Source organism: Paenibacillus sp. DS2015 (genome assembly GCF_050433705.1).
Classification (GTDB): domain Bacteria; phylum Bacillota; class Bacilli; order Paenibacillales; family Paenibacillaceae; genus Paenibacillus_AQ.
The window spans coordinates 23237-40097 of the sequence record NZ_JBNPWS010000031.1; the positions used below are offsets into that span (position 1 = coordinate 23237).

Below are 16861 nucleotides of genomic sequence, written 5' to 3' on the forward strand. Positions count from 1 at the left end.
AATTCGGGGAAGAGTTTTTTTCTTTATTCGTAGGAGCGTCCTCTTGGGTTCTATTATAAGTGTCCAAACAGAGGTTCGCAATGTATTTTTAAAGTGAGTAGACATGAGGGGTGAGTTTAAGTTGGCAGGACATCTTGTTCAGTATGGTCGACGCACTCGGCGGAGTTATGCAAGAATTAACGAAGTACTCGAAATTCCGAACCTGATCGAAATCCAACAAAAATCATATGATTGGTTTTTGGAGGAAGGATTGCGCGAAATGTTTCATGATATTTCACCAATTCAGGATTTCACGGGTAATTTGGTGCTGGAGTTTATAGACTACAGCCTTAGTGAGCCTAAATATACGGTTGACGACGCTAAAGAGCGTGACGTGACGTATGCAGCTCCACTTAGGGTTAAGGTGAGACTCATCAACAAAGAAACTGGTGAAGTCAAGGAACAGGAAGTTTTCATGGGAGACTTCCCACTGATGACGGACACCGGTACGTTCATAATCAACGGTGCAGAACGGGTAATTGTCAGCCAGTTGGTTCGCTCTCCTAGCGTCTATTTCAGTACAAAAATCGACAAAAACGGTAAAAAGAATTACACAGCAACTGTTATTCCTAACCGTGGCGCATGGCTTGAGTTGGAGACGGATGCTAAGGATATCATGTATGTCCGGATTGACCGTACCCGTAAAATACCTGTAACCGTGTTACTTCGTTCCCTTGGTTTTGGCACAGATGCTGAAATCTTGGATTTGCTTGGTAATGATGAGTACATCCGTAATACGTTGGACAAAGACAATACGGATTCAACGGAAAAAGCGCTTATAGAGATCTATGAACGTCTTCGTCCGGGTGAACCACCTACACTAGACAATGCTAAGAGTCTATTAGTAGCACGTTTCTTTGATCCTAAGCGTTATGATCTTGCGAATGTAGGACGTTACAAGATTAATAAAAAACTACACATTAAGAATCGTCTTTTCAATCAACGGTTAGCTCAATCTCTAGTTGATCCAGCTACAGGAGAAATTCTGGCTGAATCAGGACAAATGGTAGATCGTCGTTTACTAGATGAATTGATGCCTCATTTGGAGAATGGTGTTGGACTCAAAACATATCATGTAGCGAACGGTGCACTTGATGCCGATGATATTCCGCTGCAAAGTATTGAAGTCTTTTCTCCTATAGAAGAAGGCAAAGTTATCAAAGTGATTGCTAATGCGAACATTGATAAATCAGTTAAGAATATTACACCGGCTGATATTATTTCATCGATCAGCTATTTCATAGACCTCCTACATGGCGTAGGGAATACAGATGATATTGACCACTTGGGTAACCGTCGTTTGCGTTCTGTTGGTGAATTGCTTCAGAACCAATTCCGCATCGGTCTTTCTAGAATGGAACGTGTCGTTCGTGAGAGAATGTCCATCCAAGATGCGAATGTAATTACGCCTCAAGCGTTGATTAACATTCGTCCAGTTATAGCATCTATCAAAGAATTCTTTGGAAGTTCACAATTGTCGCAATTTATGGACCAAACCAACCCATTGGGTGAATTGACGCATAAACGTCGTTTGTCTGCTCTGGGACCTGGTGGTCTAACACGGGAACGCGCTGGTTTCGAAGTACGTGACGTCCATCCAAGTCATTATGGCCGGATGTGTCCGATCGAGACACCAGAAGGTCCGAACATTGGTTTGATTAACTCCTTGTCAACCTTTGCCCGTGTGAACGAATACGGCTTTATTGAAGCTCCATATCGTTGGGTTGATCCTAAGACTGGGATTGTTACGGAACAGATTGATTATCTGACTGCTGACGAAGAAGATAACTATGTTGTTGCTCAAGCAAACGCTACGCTAACAGCTGATAGTAAGTTTGAAGATGATATCGTTATTGTTCGTTACAACAAGCAAGCAGATAACATTCTTTCAATGCCAAGTGATCGTGTAGATTACATGGACGTTTCTCCGAAACAAGTTGTGTCGGTTGCGACTGCTTTGATTCCATTCCTAGAGAATGATGACTCCAACCGTGCGCTAATGGGATCGAACATGCAACGCCAAGCCGTGCCGCTTTTGATTCCTAAGGCTCCATTGGTTGGTACAGGTATGGAACACAAGTCTGCTAAAGACTCTGGTGTATGTATTGTGTCCAAACATGACGGTATTGTTGAGCGTTCTTCTGCTAATGAAATCTGGGTTCGTCGTATTGAACTTGTAGATGGCAAAGAAGTGAAGGGCGACGTCATTAAACATAAATTACACAAATTTATGCGTTCGAATCAGGGGACTTGTATTAACCAACGTCCTATCGTTAATATAGGCGACGCTGTGAAGATTGGTGACATCCTAGCTGATGGACCTTCAACTGAGATGGGTGAACTTGCTCTTGGACGTAACGTTGTCGTTGCTTTCATGACTTGGGAAGGTTACAACTATGAGGATGCCATCCTTCTAAGTGAGAAGATGGTCAAGGAAGATGTATACACTTCAATTCATATTGAAGAATATGAGTCGGAAGCTCGTGATACGAAGCTAGGACCTGAAGAGATTACTCGCGACATTCCTAATGTTGGTGAAGATGCACTTCGGAACTTAGATGAACGAGGTATTATTCGGATCGGTGCTGAGATTAGTGCTGGTGACATCTTGGTAGGTAAAGTTACTCCGAAGGGTGTAACAGAATTGACTGCTGAAGAGCGCCTTCTACATGCAATCTTTGGTGAGAAAGCTCGTGAAGTTCGTGATACATCACTACGTGTTCCACACGGTAGTGACGGTATTATCGTTGATGTGAAAGTATTTACCCGTGAGAATGGTGATGAACTACCTCCTGGTGTGAATCAAATGGTGCGTGTTTACATTGCGCAGAAACGTAAAATCTCCGAAGGTGACAAGATGGCAGGACGTCACGGTAACAAGGGTGTCGTTGCTCGTATTTTACCAGAAGAAGATATGCCTTTCCTTCCAGATGGAACGCCAGTACAGGTTGTACTGAATCCACTGGGGGTACCATCCCGGATGAATATCGGTCAGATACTTGAGGTTCACTTGGGTATGGCCGCTATGCGACTAGGAATTCACGTAGCAACGCCAGTATTTGACGGAGCTAACGAGAATGATGTATTCGATACGATGGAAGAGTCCGGCATGCAGCGTAATGGTAAGACTAGATTGTACGATGGTCGTACGGGCGATTTGTTCGAACGCGAAGTCACAGTCGGTGTTATGCACATGATTAAGTTGGCTCACATGGTTGATGATAAGATCCATGCTCGTTCTACGGGTCCTTACTCACTTGTTACGCAACAACCATTGGGTGGTAAAGCTCAATTTGGTGGTCAGCGTTTCGGGGAAATGGAAGTTTGGGCGCTAGAGGCTTATGGTGCTGCTTATACACTACAAGAAATCTTAACGGTTAAGTCCGATGATGTAGTAGGTCGGGTGAAAACTTATGAATCTATCGTCAAGGGTGAGAATGTTCCGGAACCTGGAGTTCCAGAATCGTTCAAGGTTCTTATTAAAGAACTTCAATCTTTAGGACTGGATGTTAAGATCCTCAGTGGTGACGAACAAGAAATCGAGATGAAAGAACTCGATGACGAAGACGAGGCGGCAGGCGATAAGCTGAGTCTCAACATTGAAGGCGCGGAAGTCGGAGTAGAATAAAGAGATCGTGATTGGCAGTTGGGCTTGCCTAACTGCCCTACTCACGTATCAAATAATCTAGGAATAGGTTAAGGAGGGTTGCTCCTTGTTGGACGTTAACAATTTTGAATACATGAAAATCGGACTCGCTTCACCTGAGAAGATTCGTTCATGGTCCCGCGGAGAAGTTAAAAAACCGGAAACAATTAACTATCGTACATTGAAGCCGGAAAAAGAAGGCCTGTTCTGCGAGAAAATCTTTGGTCCGACAAAAGATTGGGAATGCCATTGTGGTAAATATAAGCGTGTCCGTTATAAAGGCGTAGTATGTGACCGTTGTGGCGTTGAAGTCACACGAGCTAAAGTTCGCCGTGAACGTATGGGCCATATTGAACTGGCTGCTCCAGTATCTCACATCTGGTATTTCAAAGGGATTCCAAGCCGTATGGGACTTGCACTGGATATGTCTCCTAGATCGCTCGAAGAGATTATCTACTTTGCATCATATGTGGTAACAGATCCTGGTGAAACACCACTTGAGAAAAAACAACTTCTTTCGGAGAAAGAATACCGTAGCTATCGTGAAAAATATGGTTATGGATTCCAAGCTGGGATGGGTGCTGAAGCCGTTAAAAAGCTTTTACAAGATATCGATGTTGAAAAAGAGCTAGTATTCCTAAAAGAGGAACTACGTACGGCACAAGGTCAACGTCGTAATCGGGCGATTAAACGTCTTGAAGTCATTGAGGCATTCCGTAATTCCGGTAACAAACCGGAGTGGATGGTTATGGACGTTTTACCTGTTATTCCTCCTGAGCTTCGTCCGATGGTGCAATTGGATGGTGGACGTTTCGCAACGTCTGACTTGAACGATTTGTACCGCCGCGTTATCAACCGGAATAATCGCTTGAAACGTCTACTTGATCTTGGCGCACCTGATATTATCGTACAGAACGAGAAACGGATGCTTCAAGAAGCGGTAGATGCATTAATCGATAATGGTCGTCGTGGTCGCCCAGTAACGGGTCCTGGTAACCGTCCTTTGAAATCTCTTAGTCATATGCTAAAAGGTAAACAAGGTCGTTTTCGTCAGAACTTACTAGGTAAACGTGTTGACTACTCTGGCCGTTCGGTAATAGTAGTTGGACCTTACCTCAAAATGTATCAATGTGGTCTGCCTAAAAAAATGGCACTAGAATTGTTCAAACCATTTGTTATGAAGGAACTTGTTAACAAGGGACTCGCTCATAACATCAAGAGTGCTAAACGTAAAGTTGAACGTGTAAGTCCAGAGGTTTGGGATGTACTTGAAGAAGTAATTAAAGAACACCCAGTACTTCTTAACCGCGCACCGACGCTTCACCGTTTGGGTATTCAAGCTTTTGAACCGATTCTTGTTGAAGGTCATGCTATTCGCCTTCACCCACTCGTATGTACAGCATATAACGCTGACTTCGATGGTGACCAAATGGCTGTCCACGTTCCACTATCTGCTGAAGCGCAAGCGGAAGCACGTATTCTAATGTTGGCATCAGGTAACATCTTGAACCCTAAAGATGGTAAGCCCGTTGTTACGCCGTCACAGGATATGGTACTTGGAACGTTCTATCTTACGATGGACAACAAAGAAGAAAAAGGTTCGGGTATGATTCTGCGTACTGTAAACGAAGCATTATCTGCTTATCAACGTGGAGTTGCGGGACTACATGCACGTGTAGCAATACCTGCCAAAGCGCTTGGTAAAACGAACTTTACAGATGCACAACAAAATGCATTCTTAATCACAACTGTTGGGAAAATTATCTTTAACGAAATATTCCCAAGCACTTTCCCATATATTAATGAAGCTACACGGAAGAACCTGTTTGAAGGGACTCCTGACGAGTACTTCGTATATGAAAAAGGTGCAGACATTCGTGCTATTATAGACAGTCTGCCAATTGCCGGTGGTGTGGGTAAAGATTATTTAGGCCATATCATTGCCCGTTGTTTTGAGACTTATCACACGACTGAAACATCCATGATCTTGGATAAGATTAAGCAGTTAGGATTCACTTATTCTACGCGTGCAGGTATAACTGTCTCAGTATCTGACGTTATTGTACCGGTAGAAAAAGATGAAATTCTACATGCATCGGATGCTAAAGTTGATGTCGTTACGACTCAATACCGTCGGGGTCTTATTACCAATGAAGAACGTTATGACCGTGTTATTGATATCTGGTCTAAAACGAAGGATGAAATTACAGAAGTACTCATGAAATCGATGGATCGCTTTAACAACATCATGCTCATGGTTGATTCCAAGGCTCGTGGTAATAAATCGCAAATCACCCAATTGGGCGGTATGCGTGGTCTGATGGCCAACCCATCAGGACGTATTATCGAACTTCCAATCAAATCGAACTTCCGTGAAGGTCTGACAGTGCTCGAGTACTTCCTATCCACTCACGGAGCGCGTAAAGGTTTGGCCGATACAGCACTACGTACAGCCGATTCCGGCTATCTTACTCGTCGTCTAGTTGACGTGGCACAAGATGTCATTGTTCGTGAAGATGATTGTGGTACAGATAAAGGATTCTCAGTTGCGAAGATTCAGGATGGTAAAGAGGTTATTGAGGATCTATATGACCGGATTGAAGGTCGTTATTGCTTCGAAACCGTTCGTCATCCAGAGACAGGCGCTGTTATTGTGAATCGTAATGAATTGATTGACTCCGACAAAGCGAGTGCAATTGTCGCAGCTGGAGTTGAAAAATTACAAATTCGTTCTGTACTCAGCTGTAGAGCTCGTCATGGCGTATGTAAAATGTGTTATGGACGAAATCTAGCAACAGGTAAACACGTGGAAATTGGTGAAGCAGTAGGTATTATTGCAGCACAATCCATTGGTGAGCCAGGAACACAGTTGACGATGCGTACGTTCCATACCGGGGGCGTTGCAGGGGATGATATCACACAAGGTTTGCCACGTATTCAAGAGCTTTTCGAAGCTCGGAATCCAAAAGGTCAAGCTACAATTAGTGAAATTGATGGTGTCGTTAAAGAAATTCGTGAAACAAAAGATCGTCGTGAGATTGAAATTCAAGGCGAAGCCGAGACTAAATCTTACTCTGTTACTTATGGTTCACGTCTACGCGTTAGCGAAGGCCAAGAAATTGAAGCTGGTGACGAGCTTACCGACGGTTCAATTGATCCAAAAGAAATTCTGCGTATCAAAGGGATTCGTGGAGTGCAGAACTATATTCTACAAGAAGTACAACGTGTATACCGGAACCAAGGTGTAGAAATTAACGATAAGCACGTTGAAGTTATGATTAAGCAAATGCTTCGTAAAATCCGAATTGTTGATGCAGGAGAAACTACGCTTCTACCAGGTGCATTCTCGGATATTCATGAATATGAAGCAGCTAATAAAGTGGCTATTCTTTCTGGTAAAGAACCAGCGGTTGCAAAACCAGTGCTGCTAGGGATCACAAAAGCCTCTCTTGAAACTGACTCCTTCTTGTCAGCTGCATCATTCCAAGAGACTACTCGCGTGTTGACCGATGCTGCGATCAAAGGAAAAGTTGATAAATTGTTAGGACTGAAAGAAAATGTTATCATCGGGAAATTGATTCCGGCAGGTACGGGTATGAATCGTTACCGCAGTGTAACTTATGCTGATCCGGAATTGAAGACTACAGATGCCATGGAAACAGTCACTGTAGAATAATTAGAACTGGCTGTGGAACTGTTCAACTTGTGTGAATAGTTCCACAGGCACTCTATTATCAATGTATAATTTCAATAAACTTCTTGACATCATTAGCTAGTGGTGCTAATATATCAGAGGTGCGTGAGTAGTTGAGGCTTTATTCCTGTTATTTTTGGAGGAATCGTAAAGATGTCTAATGATAAAGGGTTACAGGATGCTCATGTGAGAATCGGGACCAAACAAACCACACGCGCTGTGGAATTGGGCCAAGCTACAGAAGTCTATGTAGCGAACGATGCGGATCAACGACTTATTTCAAAGATTGTAGTGCTGTGTGAGAAACACGGTGTTAAAATCACGTATGTGGATACCATGATTGAATTGGGCGAAGCATGCAGCATTGAAGTGGGTGCAGCAATGGCTGCCGTCATTAAACAATAGCTATAAGTGATGTTTTTGTTGGGGAAGAGTTGTTTTCTTTCGGCAAAAACTTTTCATTTGCTCTTTAATGAACCGCCTGGGTCTGTGGACTTGAAAGTCGGTTTGTGAGAGATAGAAATATGGGAAGGGGGTGGCAATAACATGCCAACAATTAATCAACTAGTTCGTAAAGGACGTCAAGCCAAGATCTACAAATCAAAGTCCCCTGCTTTACAAAAAGGGTATAACGCTTTGAAACGTCACGATACTGATTTGAGTGCTCCACAAAAACGCGGTGTTTGTACACGTGTAGGTACAATGACTCCACGTAAACCAAACTCAGCGCTTCGTAAATATGCTCGTGTTCGTTTGACGAACCGTATCGAGGTGACTGCTTACATCCCGGGTATTGGACATAACCTTCAAGAGCACAGTGTTGTATTGATTCGTGGAGGAAAAGTAAAGGACCTTGCAGGGGTTCGTTATCATATCGTTCGCGGAGCTCTAGATACAGCAGGTGTTAACAACCGGATGCAAGCTCGTTCTAAATACGGTGCTAAACGTCCTAAAGTAAAAAAACAATAGTAAATTCTAAATGAATCAATGACGTAAGGAAAGGGGGATATCCATGCCACGCAAAGGTCCAGTTACAAAAAGAGACGTATTGCCAGATCCGCTGTATAACAGCAAATTAGTTACTCGCCTTATCAACCGCATCATGCTGGATGGTAAGAGAGGGGTTGCTGCAAGTATTCTATACAATTCGTTCAAGCTTATTCAAGAACGTACGGGTAATGACCCAATGGAAGTATTTGAAGCAGCAATCAAGAACATCATGCCAGTTCTAGAGGTTAAAGCTCGTCGTGTAGGTGGTGCTAACTACCAAGTGCCGATCGAAGTTAAACCAGAAAGACGTACGGCATTAGGTCTACGTTGGTTAGTTAATTACTCTCGCAACCGCGGTGAGAAGACAATGGAAGAACGCTTAGCAGCTGAAATCATTGATGCTTCCAACAACACAGGCGCTTCTGTTAAGAAACGCGAAGATACACACAAAATGGCTGAAGCGAACAAAGCGTTTGCTCACTACCGTTGGTAGAATCAGCTCGTATATAAATAATATAAATTATTTATTTGAAGGGAGACTATTTCATGTCAAGAGAGTTCTCCTTGCAAAATACACGTAATATCGGGATCATGGCGCATATTGATGCTGGTAAAACTACCACTACAGAGCGAATCTTGTTCTATACAGGCCGTACGCACAAAATCGGGGAAGTTCACGAGGGTGCTGCTACAATGGACTGGATGGAGCAAGAACAGGAGCGCGGGATTACAATTACTTCCGCTGCTACAACTGCTCAATGGAAGGGTCACCGCATCAATATCATTGATACCCCAGGGCACGTTGACTTCACAGTTGAAGTTGAACGTTCCCTACGTGTATTGGATGGGGCAGTAGGAGTTTTCAGTGCTAAAGAGGGTGTAGAACCTCAGTCGGAAACCGTATGGAGACAGGCTGACCGTTATGACGTACCTCGTATTGCATATGTTAACAAAATGGATATTATCGGTGCAGACTATTTGAATGTTATTGAAAGCATGCGTGACCGTCTTCGTGCGAACGCGATTGCTATTCAATTACCGATTGGCGCAGAGAATGATTTCGACGGTATTATTGACCTTATTGAAGAAAAAGCTCATATGTTTCATGACGATTTAGGTCAAAATATCGAAGTTACAGACATCCCTGCTGAATTTCTAGAACAAGTTGCAACACTGCGTGCAGAGCTAGTTGAAAAAGTAGCTGAACTGGACGAAGAGTTAACAATGAAGTATCTAGAAGGGGAAGAAATCACAATCGCAGAGCTAAAAGCTGCTCTTCGTAAAGGTGTTGTGGAAGTTAAGATCTTCCCAGTAATCTGTGGTTCTTCTTATCGTAACAAAGGGGTTCAATTGATGATGGACGCCGTTATCGACTATCTTCCAGCTCCGACTGACGTTCCAGCGATCGTCGGACACCTTGAAGACGGTACGGAAACGATCCGTAAATCTTCTGATGAAGAACCTTTCTCAGCACTTGCATTTAAAATTATGACGGATCCTTATGTGGGTAAACTTACGTTCTTCCGTGTATATTCCGGTGTGTTACAATCCGGTTCATATGTACTGAATGCAACGAAGGGTAAACGCGAACGGATCGGACGTATTCTTCAGATGCATGCCAACGCTCGTCAAGAAATCTCTGATGTATATTCAGGTGATATTGCGTCTGCTGTAGGATTGAAAGATACAAGTACAGGCGATACACTGTGTGATGAGAAGCATCCAGTAATTCTGGAATCTATGAACTTCCCTGATCCGGTTATCGAAATTGCTGTAGAACCTAAGACTAAAGCTGACCAAGATAAACTTGGTGTTGCTCTTGGTAAACTGACAGAAGAAGATCCTACTCTACGTGCTCATACAGATGAAGAGACTGGGCAAACTATTCTGGCAGGTATGGGCGAACTTCACCTTGATATCATCATCGACCGTATGCGTCGTGAGTTCAAAGTGGAAACGAATGTTGGTAAACCACAAGTGGCATACCGTGAGACATTCCGTCAACCTGCACGTGTTGAAGGTAAGTTCGTACGTCAATCCGGTGGTCGTGGACAATATGGTCACGTTTGGGTTGAATTTGAACCTCTTGAAGCAGGCTCAGGTAATGTGTTTGAAAGTAAAGTAGTGGGTGGTTCTGTACCTAGAGAATACATCGCTCCAGCACTTGCAGGTATTGAAGAATCAATGAAGAATGGTGTCATTGCAGGCTTCCCGCTTGTTGATGTTAAAGCTACCATTGTTGATGGTTCTTATCATGACGTCGATTCCAATGAAATGGCATTTAAAGTGGCAGGTTCTTTAGCGCTTAAAGCAGCTAAAGAGAAGTGTAAGGCTGTCCTGTTAGAGCCAATCATGAAAGTTGAAGTTACAGTACCAGAAGAGTACATGGGTGACGTTATGGGTATGCTGAACTCTCGTCGTGGTCGTATCGAAGGTATGGATGCGCGCGCAGGAGCTCAAATCATTCGTTCCAAGGTGCCTTTGTCTGAAATGTTTGGATATTCAACAACACTTCGTTCTGGTACGCAAGGACGCGGTACGTTCTCGATGGAGCTTTCTCACTATGAAGAAGTTCCGAAGAGCATCGCTGAAGAGATTGTTTCCAAGGCTAAAGGCGGAGAATAATCCTAATATCGTTTTCATGTTAAGCGAGGTTGCAGCAATCTAAGATTTGCTACATTCCGCTCAACATAACATAAATAATTCATATTTAAAGGAGGAAATGTTTAAAATGGCAAAGGCTAAATTTGAACGTAACAAAACTCACGTTAACATCGGAACTATCGGTCACGTCGATCATGGTAAAACTACACTTACTGCTGCAATTACTTCTGTACTGTCCAAGACTTATGGTGGTGCAGCAATAGCATTCGACCAAATCGATAAAGCACCAGAAGAGCGCGAACGTGGTATCACTATCTCCACATCTCACGTTGAGTACGAAACACCTAATCGTCACTATGCTCACGTTGACTGCCCAGGTCACGCCGACTATGTTAAGAACATGATTACTGGTGCTGCACAAATGGATGGAGCTATCTTGGTAGTTTCCGCGGCTGATGGTCCTATGCCACAAACTCGCGAGCACATCCTTTTGTCCAAACAAGTAGGTGTTCCTTACATCGTAGTTTTCTTGAACAAATGTGATATGGTTGATGATGAAGAGTTGCTAGAACTAGTTGAAATGGAAGTTCGTGACCTGTTGAATGAATATGATTTCCCAGGCGATGATACTCCAATTTTCCAAGGTTCCGCTCGTGAAGCTTTGGCTAATCCAGACGGAGAATGGGCTGCAAAAATCGTTGAAATGTTCAAAGTTATCGACGAGTATGTACCAGATCCAATTCGTGATACTGAAAAACCTTTCTTGATGCCTGTCGAGGACGTATTCTCCATCACTGGTCGCGGTACCGTTGCTACAGGTCGTGTAGAACGTGGTACTGTTAAAGTCGGCGAAGAAATCGAAATCATTGGTATTCATGAAGAATCTAAGAAATCAGTAGTTACTGGTGTGGAAATGTTCCGCAAATTGCTAGATTCCGCTCAAGCAGGTGACAACATCGGAGCATTGCTTCGTGGTGTTGATCGTACACAAATCGAGCGTGGTCAAGTACTTGCTAAACCAGGTACTGTTAAACCACACACAGATTTTTCTGCACAAATCTACGTTTTGACAAAAGAAGAAGGCGGACGTCATAAACCTTTCTTTACTGGTTACCGTCCACAGTTCTACTTCCGTACAACTGACGTAACGGGTGTCATCACTTTGCCAGAAGGTACTGAAATGGTTATGCCTGGGGACAACATCACTGTAACTGTTACATTGATCAACCCAATCGCGATTGAAGATGGTACTAAATTCTCCATTCGTGAAGGCGGCCGTACAGTGGGCGCTGGTTCAGTTGCAACAATCACTAAGTAATATAAGACTTTGGTCTTTAACAAATAGAGTAATACTAAGCAACAGTGTACTGTAACTAGCAACAATGTATCGTAAACGAAAATTAAAGAGCTCTCGTCCTTACTCTCGGTAAGGTTGAGAGCTCTTTTTATGGGTTTTATATGTAAATGATGATTTAGAGTTGCTTCATTATAAGAAAAGGTGTAATATATATTTTTGTGAGCCAGTAAATTATGAATATATCTATTTAGTACTTGCATTATAGGCAATAATTATATATAATAATGAATGTTGTTCTGAGACGTTGCGATGATGCGAGAGGTTACTGACACACCAGGCCCCTTTGCCATGGGGCGGTTGGTTAGAAAATTTTCGCGGAGTATGTCCGATACCAAATTGGGCGATAGAAGGAGGGACTATAATGGCAAAGCAAAAAATTCGTATTCGTTTGAAAGCTTACGATCACAGAATTCTTGATCAATCCGCAGAGAAAATTGTTGAAACTGCAAAACGTTCGGGTGCAAGTGTTTCCGGACCAATTCCACTTCCAACTGAAAAACAAATTATCACCGTTCTCCGTGCGGTACACAAGTATAAGGATTCGCGGGAACAATTCGAACAACGCACACATAAGCGTTTGATCGATATTGTGAACCCGACTCCACAAACTGTGGATGCCTTAATGCGCTTGGACCTGCCGTCCGGTGTAGATATTGAAATCAAATTGTAATTTCTCTTTAAGAGAATATTGAAAGGAAATGAGGTGTCAACATGAAAGGTATCTTAGGAAAAAAACTCGGAATGACTCAAGTATTTACCCCAGAAGGTAATGTAATTCCTGTAACGGTAATCGAAGCAGGCCCTTGTGTTGTATTGCAGAAGAAAGACCTAGAAAACGATGGCTATGTAGCTGTTCAACTGGGCTTCTCTGACAAGAAAGAGAAAAACGCAAACAAACCTGAAGCAGGTCATGCGAAGAAAGCAAACGCTACGCCTAAGCGCTACGTTCGCGAAATTCGCGGGATTGACTCCACAACTGTTGAAGTGGGTCAGGAGTTGAAGGCTGATGTCTTCACAGTAGGTGAATTTGTTGACGTAACTGGTACTTCCAAGGGTAAAGGTTTCCAAGGGGTAATTAAACGTTGGGGACAAAGCCGCGGACCAATGGCTCACGGATCGCGTTATCACCGTAGACCAGGTTCAATGGGTTCTATCCAAGCGAACCGCGTTCCTAAAGGCAAACGCCTTCCAGGACACATGGGTCACACAACAATTACAGTACAAAAGCTTGAAGTGATCAAAGTGGATGTAGAACGTAACGTTCTTCTAATAAAAGGTGCTATTCCAGGACCTAAAAACAGCTTTGTGAAAATTAAAGAAACGGTGAAGAAATAATCACCCAAAGAAAGGAGGAACAAAAGTGCCAAAAGTAGTGCTTTTTAATGTCAGCGGAAAAGAAGTAGGAGAAGTGGAATTGAGTGACACTGTATTCGGTATTGAACCGCACGTACATGTTATGAATGAAGCTGTCTTGCTACAAAGAGCTTCGCTACGTCGTGGTACCCACAAAGTTAAAGGGCGTTCTGAAGTCCGCGGTGGTGGACGTAAGCCTTGGAAACAAAAAGGTACAGGTCGTGCTCGTCAGGGTTCTATTCGTTCGCCACAATGGAAAGGCGGCGGCGTAGTATTTGGACCAACTCCACGCAGCTATACATTTAAACTGCCTAAGAAGGTTCGTCGTTTGGCAATTAAGTCTGCATTGTCTTCTAAAGTGATTGATAATAATATTATCGTCCTAGATGCACTTACATTGACTTCACCAAAAACAAAAGAGTTTGTTGCAATATTGAACAACTTGAAAGTAGACCGTAAGGCTCTTATCGTAGCTCCTAGTTATGATGACGTGGTTGCATTAGCATCACGTAACATTCCAGGTGTGAAATTTGTAGCAGCGGACGGCATTAATGTCCTTGACGTGCTTCTATACGACAAGTTGATCATTACGAAGGAAGCAGTTCAGAAGGTAGAGGAGGTGTTCGCGTAATGAAGGATCCGCGCGATGTGATTAAGCGTCCGGTAATTACGGAACGTACGGCCGACTATATGAGCGATATGAAATATGCTTTTGAAGTTGATATCCGTTCCAACAAAACCGAGATCAAGCAAGCTGTCGAAGCTATTTTCAAAGTTAAAGTAACGAATGTTAATACAATGCGTGTACCGCAAAAACCTAAACGTTATGGTAAATATTCTGGTTATACACCAGAATGGAAAAAAGCCATTGTATCGCTTAGTAAAGATAGCAAGCCGTTAGAATTTTTTGAATCTGTAGAGTAAAATTGCTAAAGTTAGGAGGGAAATTCAGTGCCCATTAAAAAGTATAAACCGACATCCCCGGCCAGACGTAACATGTCAGTGTCTACGTTTGAAGAGATCACAACTGATCAACCGGAGAAATCATTGTTGGCACCCCTAAGCAAAACAGCGGGTCGTAATAACCAAGGTAAAATTACCGTTCGTCATCATGGCGGTGGACACAAACGTAAATACCGTATTATTGACTTCAAACGGACTAAAGACGGCATACCAGGTCGCGTTGCTACGATTGAATACGATCCGAACCGTACTTCCAATATTGCTCTGATTCATTATGCTGATGGAGAGAAACGTTATATTATCGCTCCTAAAGGATTGAAAGTCGGAGATCAAGTTGAATCCGGACCTAGTTCTGATATCAAAATCGGTAATGCTCTTCCTTTGGAGAATATTCCGGTAGGTACAGTTATCCACAACATCGAATTGCAACCAGGTAAAGGTGGACAATTGGTACGTGCAGCTGGTACTGAAGCTCAACTTCTTGGTAAGGAAGAGAAATACGTATCCATTCGTCTATCTTCCGGTGAAGTTCGCCATATCCTGAAGGTTTGCCGTGCTACGATCGGTTCTGTTGGTAATGGTGACCACGAACTAATCAAAATCGGTAAAGCAGGACGTAGTCGCTGGTTAGGAAGACGCCCAGAAGTGCGCGGGGTAGTAATGAACCCTAACGATCACCCACACGGTGGTGGTGAAGGTCGCGCTCCAATCGGACGGAAATCTCCATTGTCTCCTTGGGGTAAACCAACTCTTGGATACAAGACCCGTAAAAAAGGCAAAGCTTCTGACAAATATATCGTTCGCCGCCGCACAAAATAATGCACACTGTGCATAACTTTGTGAAGTGCCGAAAGTAACGAGAGATTTGATGAAGGGAGGATTCACATATGAGTCGCAGCTTAAAAAAAGGACCATTCATTGATGGTTACCTGTTGAAAAAAGTTGAAGTTATGATCGATTCGGACAAAAAGGCAGTAATCAAAACTTGGTCACGTCGTTCCACTATTTTCCCACAGTTTATCGGGCTTACATTTGGCGTATATGATGGACGTAAACACGTGCCAGTATACGTAACGGAAGATATGGTAGGTCACAAATTGGGCGAGTTCGCTCCAACGCGTACTTACAAAGGTCATTCGGATGATGACAAGAAAACAAGAAGATAATATTTTAATCTCTTTGTCTGAGAGGAGGTAAAACAATGGAAGCAAAAGCACATGCTAAATCTATTCGAATTTCTTCTCGTAAAGTTCGATTGGTTATCGATTTGATTCGCGGCAAGCAAGTTGGTGAAGCGATCGCAATTCTTCGCCACACTCCGAAAGCTTCTTCCCCGGTAGTGGAGAAGTTGCTTAACTCGGCGATTGCCAATGCTGAGCATAATTACTCATTAGATGTTAATAAATTGGTTGTTACTGAAGCTTATGTCAACCAAGGACCTACGATGAAACGTTTCCGTCCTCGTGCGATGGGACGCGCAAGTCGTATAAATAAACGCACAAGCCACATTACTTTGGTGGTATCTGAGAAATAAGGAGGGATAACGTGTGGGCCAGAAGATAAATCCAGTAGGACTTCGGATAGGTATTATCCGTGATTGGGAATCTAAGTGGTTTGCAGGCAAAGATTTCGGTACTCTTTTGCTTGAAGACATCAAAATTCGTGAATACGTTAAAAATAAATTAAAAGATTCAGCTGTTTCTCATATCGAAATTGAGAGAGCAGCAAATCGCGTGAATGTTACGATCCATACAGCGAAACCAGGTATGGTTATTGGTAAGGGCGGTTCTGAAGTAGAAGTACTACGGAGCCAAATTACTAAAATCGCTGATGGTAAGAAAGTTCACATCAACATCTCTGAAATCAAACACCCTGAGCTAGATGCAATTCTTGTTGCTGAAAGCATTGCACAACAATTGGAACGTCGTGTTTCCTTCCGTCGTGCACTGAAACAAGCAATGCAAAGAACAATGCGTTCAGGCGCTAAAGGTATTAAAACGAAAGTCGGCGGACGTCTTGGCGGTGCTGAGATCGCTCGTTCGGAAGGCTACAGCGAAGGAACTGTTCCACTTCATACGCTTCGTGCTGATATTGACTATGGTACAGCTGAAGCGGCTACAACTTACGGCCGTATTGGCGTGAAAGTGTGGATCTATCGTGGTGAGGTTCTTCCTCCGGCTAAGAAACAAGCTGCTCAGGAAGGAGGCAACTAATC

General features: G+C 43.1%; 15 protein-coding genes. All 15 read left to right on the forward strand.

Annotated elements, in window-relative coordinates; genetic code table 11:
- Positions 1-121 precede the first annotated feature (121 nt).
- Complete coding sequence (rpoB, locus tag J2T13_RS20930; RefSeq protein ID WP_429374303.1) at positions 122-3667, forward strand: DNA-directed RNA polymerase subunit beta; 3546 nt, start codon at positions 122-124, stop codon at positions 3665-3667.
- Positions 3668-3752: 85 nt separating this feature from the next.
- Complete coding sequence (rpoC, locus tag J2T13_RS20935; protein WP_429374304.1) at positions 3753-7361, forward strand: DNA-directed RNA polymerase subunit beta'; 3609 nt, start codon at positions 3753-3755, stop codon at positions 7359-7361.
- A gap of 171 nt (positions 7362-7532) precedes the next feature.
- Positions 7533-7784 (forward strand): ribosomal L7Ae/L30e/S12e/Gadd45 family protein, encoded by a 252-nt coding sequence (locus J2T13_RS20940; protein ID WP_429374305.1) that lies wholly within the window; start codon positions 7533-7535, stop codon positions 7782-7784.
- A 141-nt stretch (positions 7785-7925) separates the two neighbouring features.
- Positions 7926-8348, forward strand: a complete 423-nt coding sequence (gene rpsL / locus J2T13_RS20945) for a 30S ribosomal protein S12 (protein ID WP_429374306.1) — start codon at positions 7926-7928, stop codon at positions 8346-8348.
- A 43-nt stretch (positions 8349-8391) separates the two neighbouring features.
- On the forward strand, positions 8392-8862 hold the full coding sequence (rpsG, locus tag J2T13_RS20950) for a 30S ribosomal protein S7 (RefSeq protein ID WP_429374307.1): 471 nt from the start codon (positions 8392-8394) through the stop codon (positions 8860-8862).
- Positions 8863-8915: 53 nt separating this feature from the next.
- Complete coding sequence (gene fusA / locus J2T13_RS20955) at positions 8916-10994, forward strand: elongation factor G (protein WP_429374308.1); 2079 nt, start codon at positions 8916-8918, stop codon at positions 10992-10994.
- Between the two features lie 106 nt (positions 10995-11100).
- Complete coding sequence (gene tuf, locus J2T13_RS20960; RefSeq protein WP_429374350.1) at positions 11101-12291, forward strand: elongation factor Tu; 1191 nt, start codon at positions 11101-11103, stop codon at positions 12289-12291.
- Positions 12292-12691: 400 nt separating this feature from the next.
- Entirely contained in the window at positions 12692-13000 is a 309-nt protein-coding gene (gene rpsJ / locus J2T13_RS20965; protein WP_102715347.1) for a 30S ribosomal protein S10, read from the forward strand.
- 41 nt (positions 13001-13041) lie between these two features.
- Complete coding sequence (gene rplC / locus J2T13_RS20970; protein WP_429374309.1) at positions 13042-13665, forward strand: 50S ribosomal protein L3; 624 nt, start codon at positions 13042-13044, stop codon at positions 13663-13665.
- Between the two features lie 25 nt (positions 13666-13690).
- Positions 13691-14314 (forward strand): 50S ribosomal protein L4, encoded by a 624-nt coding sequence (gene rplD / locus J2T13_RS20975; RefSeq protein WP_429374310.1) that lies wholly within the window; start codon positions 13691-13693, stop codon positions 14312-14314.
- Positions 14314-14607, forward strand: a complete 294-nt coding sequence (gene rplW, locus J2T13_RS20980; RefSeq protein ID WP_429374311.1) for a 50S ribosomal protein L23 — start codon at positions 14314-14316, stop codon at positions 14605-14607. Before rplD ends, rplW begins: the two co-directional genes overlap by 1 nt.
- A 27-nt stretch (positions 14608-14634) precedes the next feature.
- Positions 14635-15465 carry a 50S ribosomal protein L2 gene (rplB, locus tag J2T13_RS20985; protein WP_429374312.1) on the forward strand — a complete coding sequence of 277 codons (831 nt, stop codon included), beginning with the start codon at positions 14635-14637 and terminating at the stop codon, positions 15463-15465.
- A gap of 68 nt (positions 15466-15533) precedes the next feature.
- Positions 15534-15812 carry a 30S ribosomal protein S19 gene (gene rpsS / locus J2T13_RS20990; RefSeq protein WP_429374313.1) on the forward strand — a complete coding sequence of 93 codons (279 nt, stop codon included), beginning with the start codon at positions 15534-15536 and terminating at the stop codon, positions 15810-15812.
- Between the two features lie 35 nt (positions 15813-15847).
- Entirely contained in the window at positions 15848-16180 is a 333-nt protein-coding gene (gene rplV / locus J2T13_RS20995) for a 50S ribosomal protein L22 (protein WP_429374314.1), read from the forward strand.
- Positions 16181-16193: 13 nt separating this feature from the next.
- On the forward strand, positions 16194-16859 hold the full coding sequence (rpsC, locus tag J2T13_RS21000) for a 30S ribosomal protein S3 (protein WP_429374315.1): 666 nt from the start codon (positions 16194-16196) through the stop codon (positions 16857-16859).
- Positions 16860-16861 lie beyond the last annotated feature (2 nt).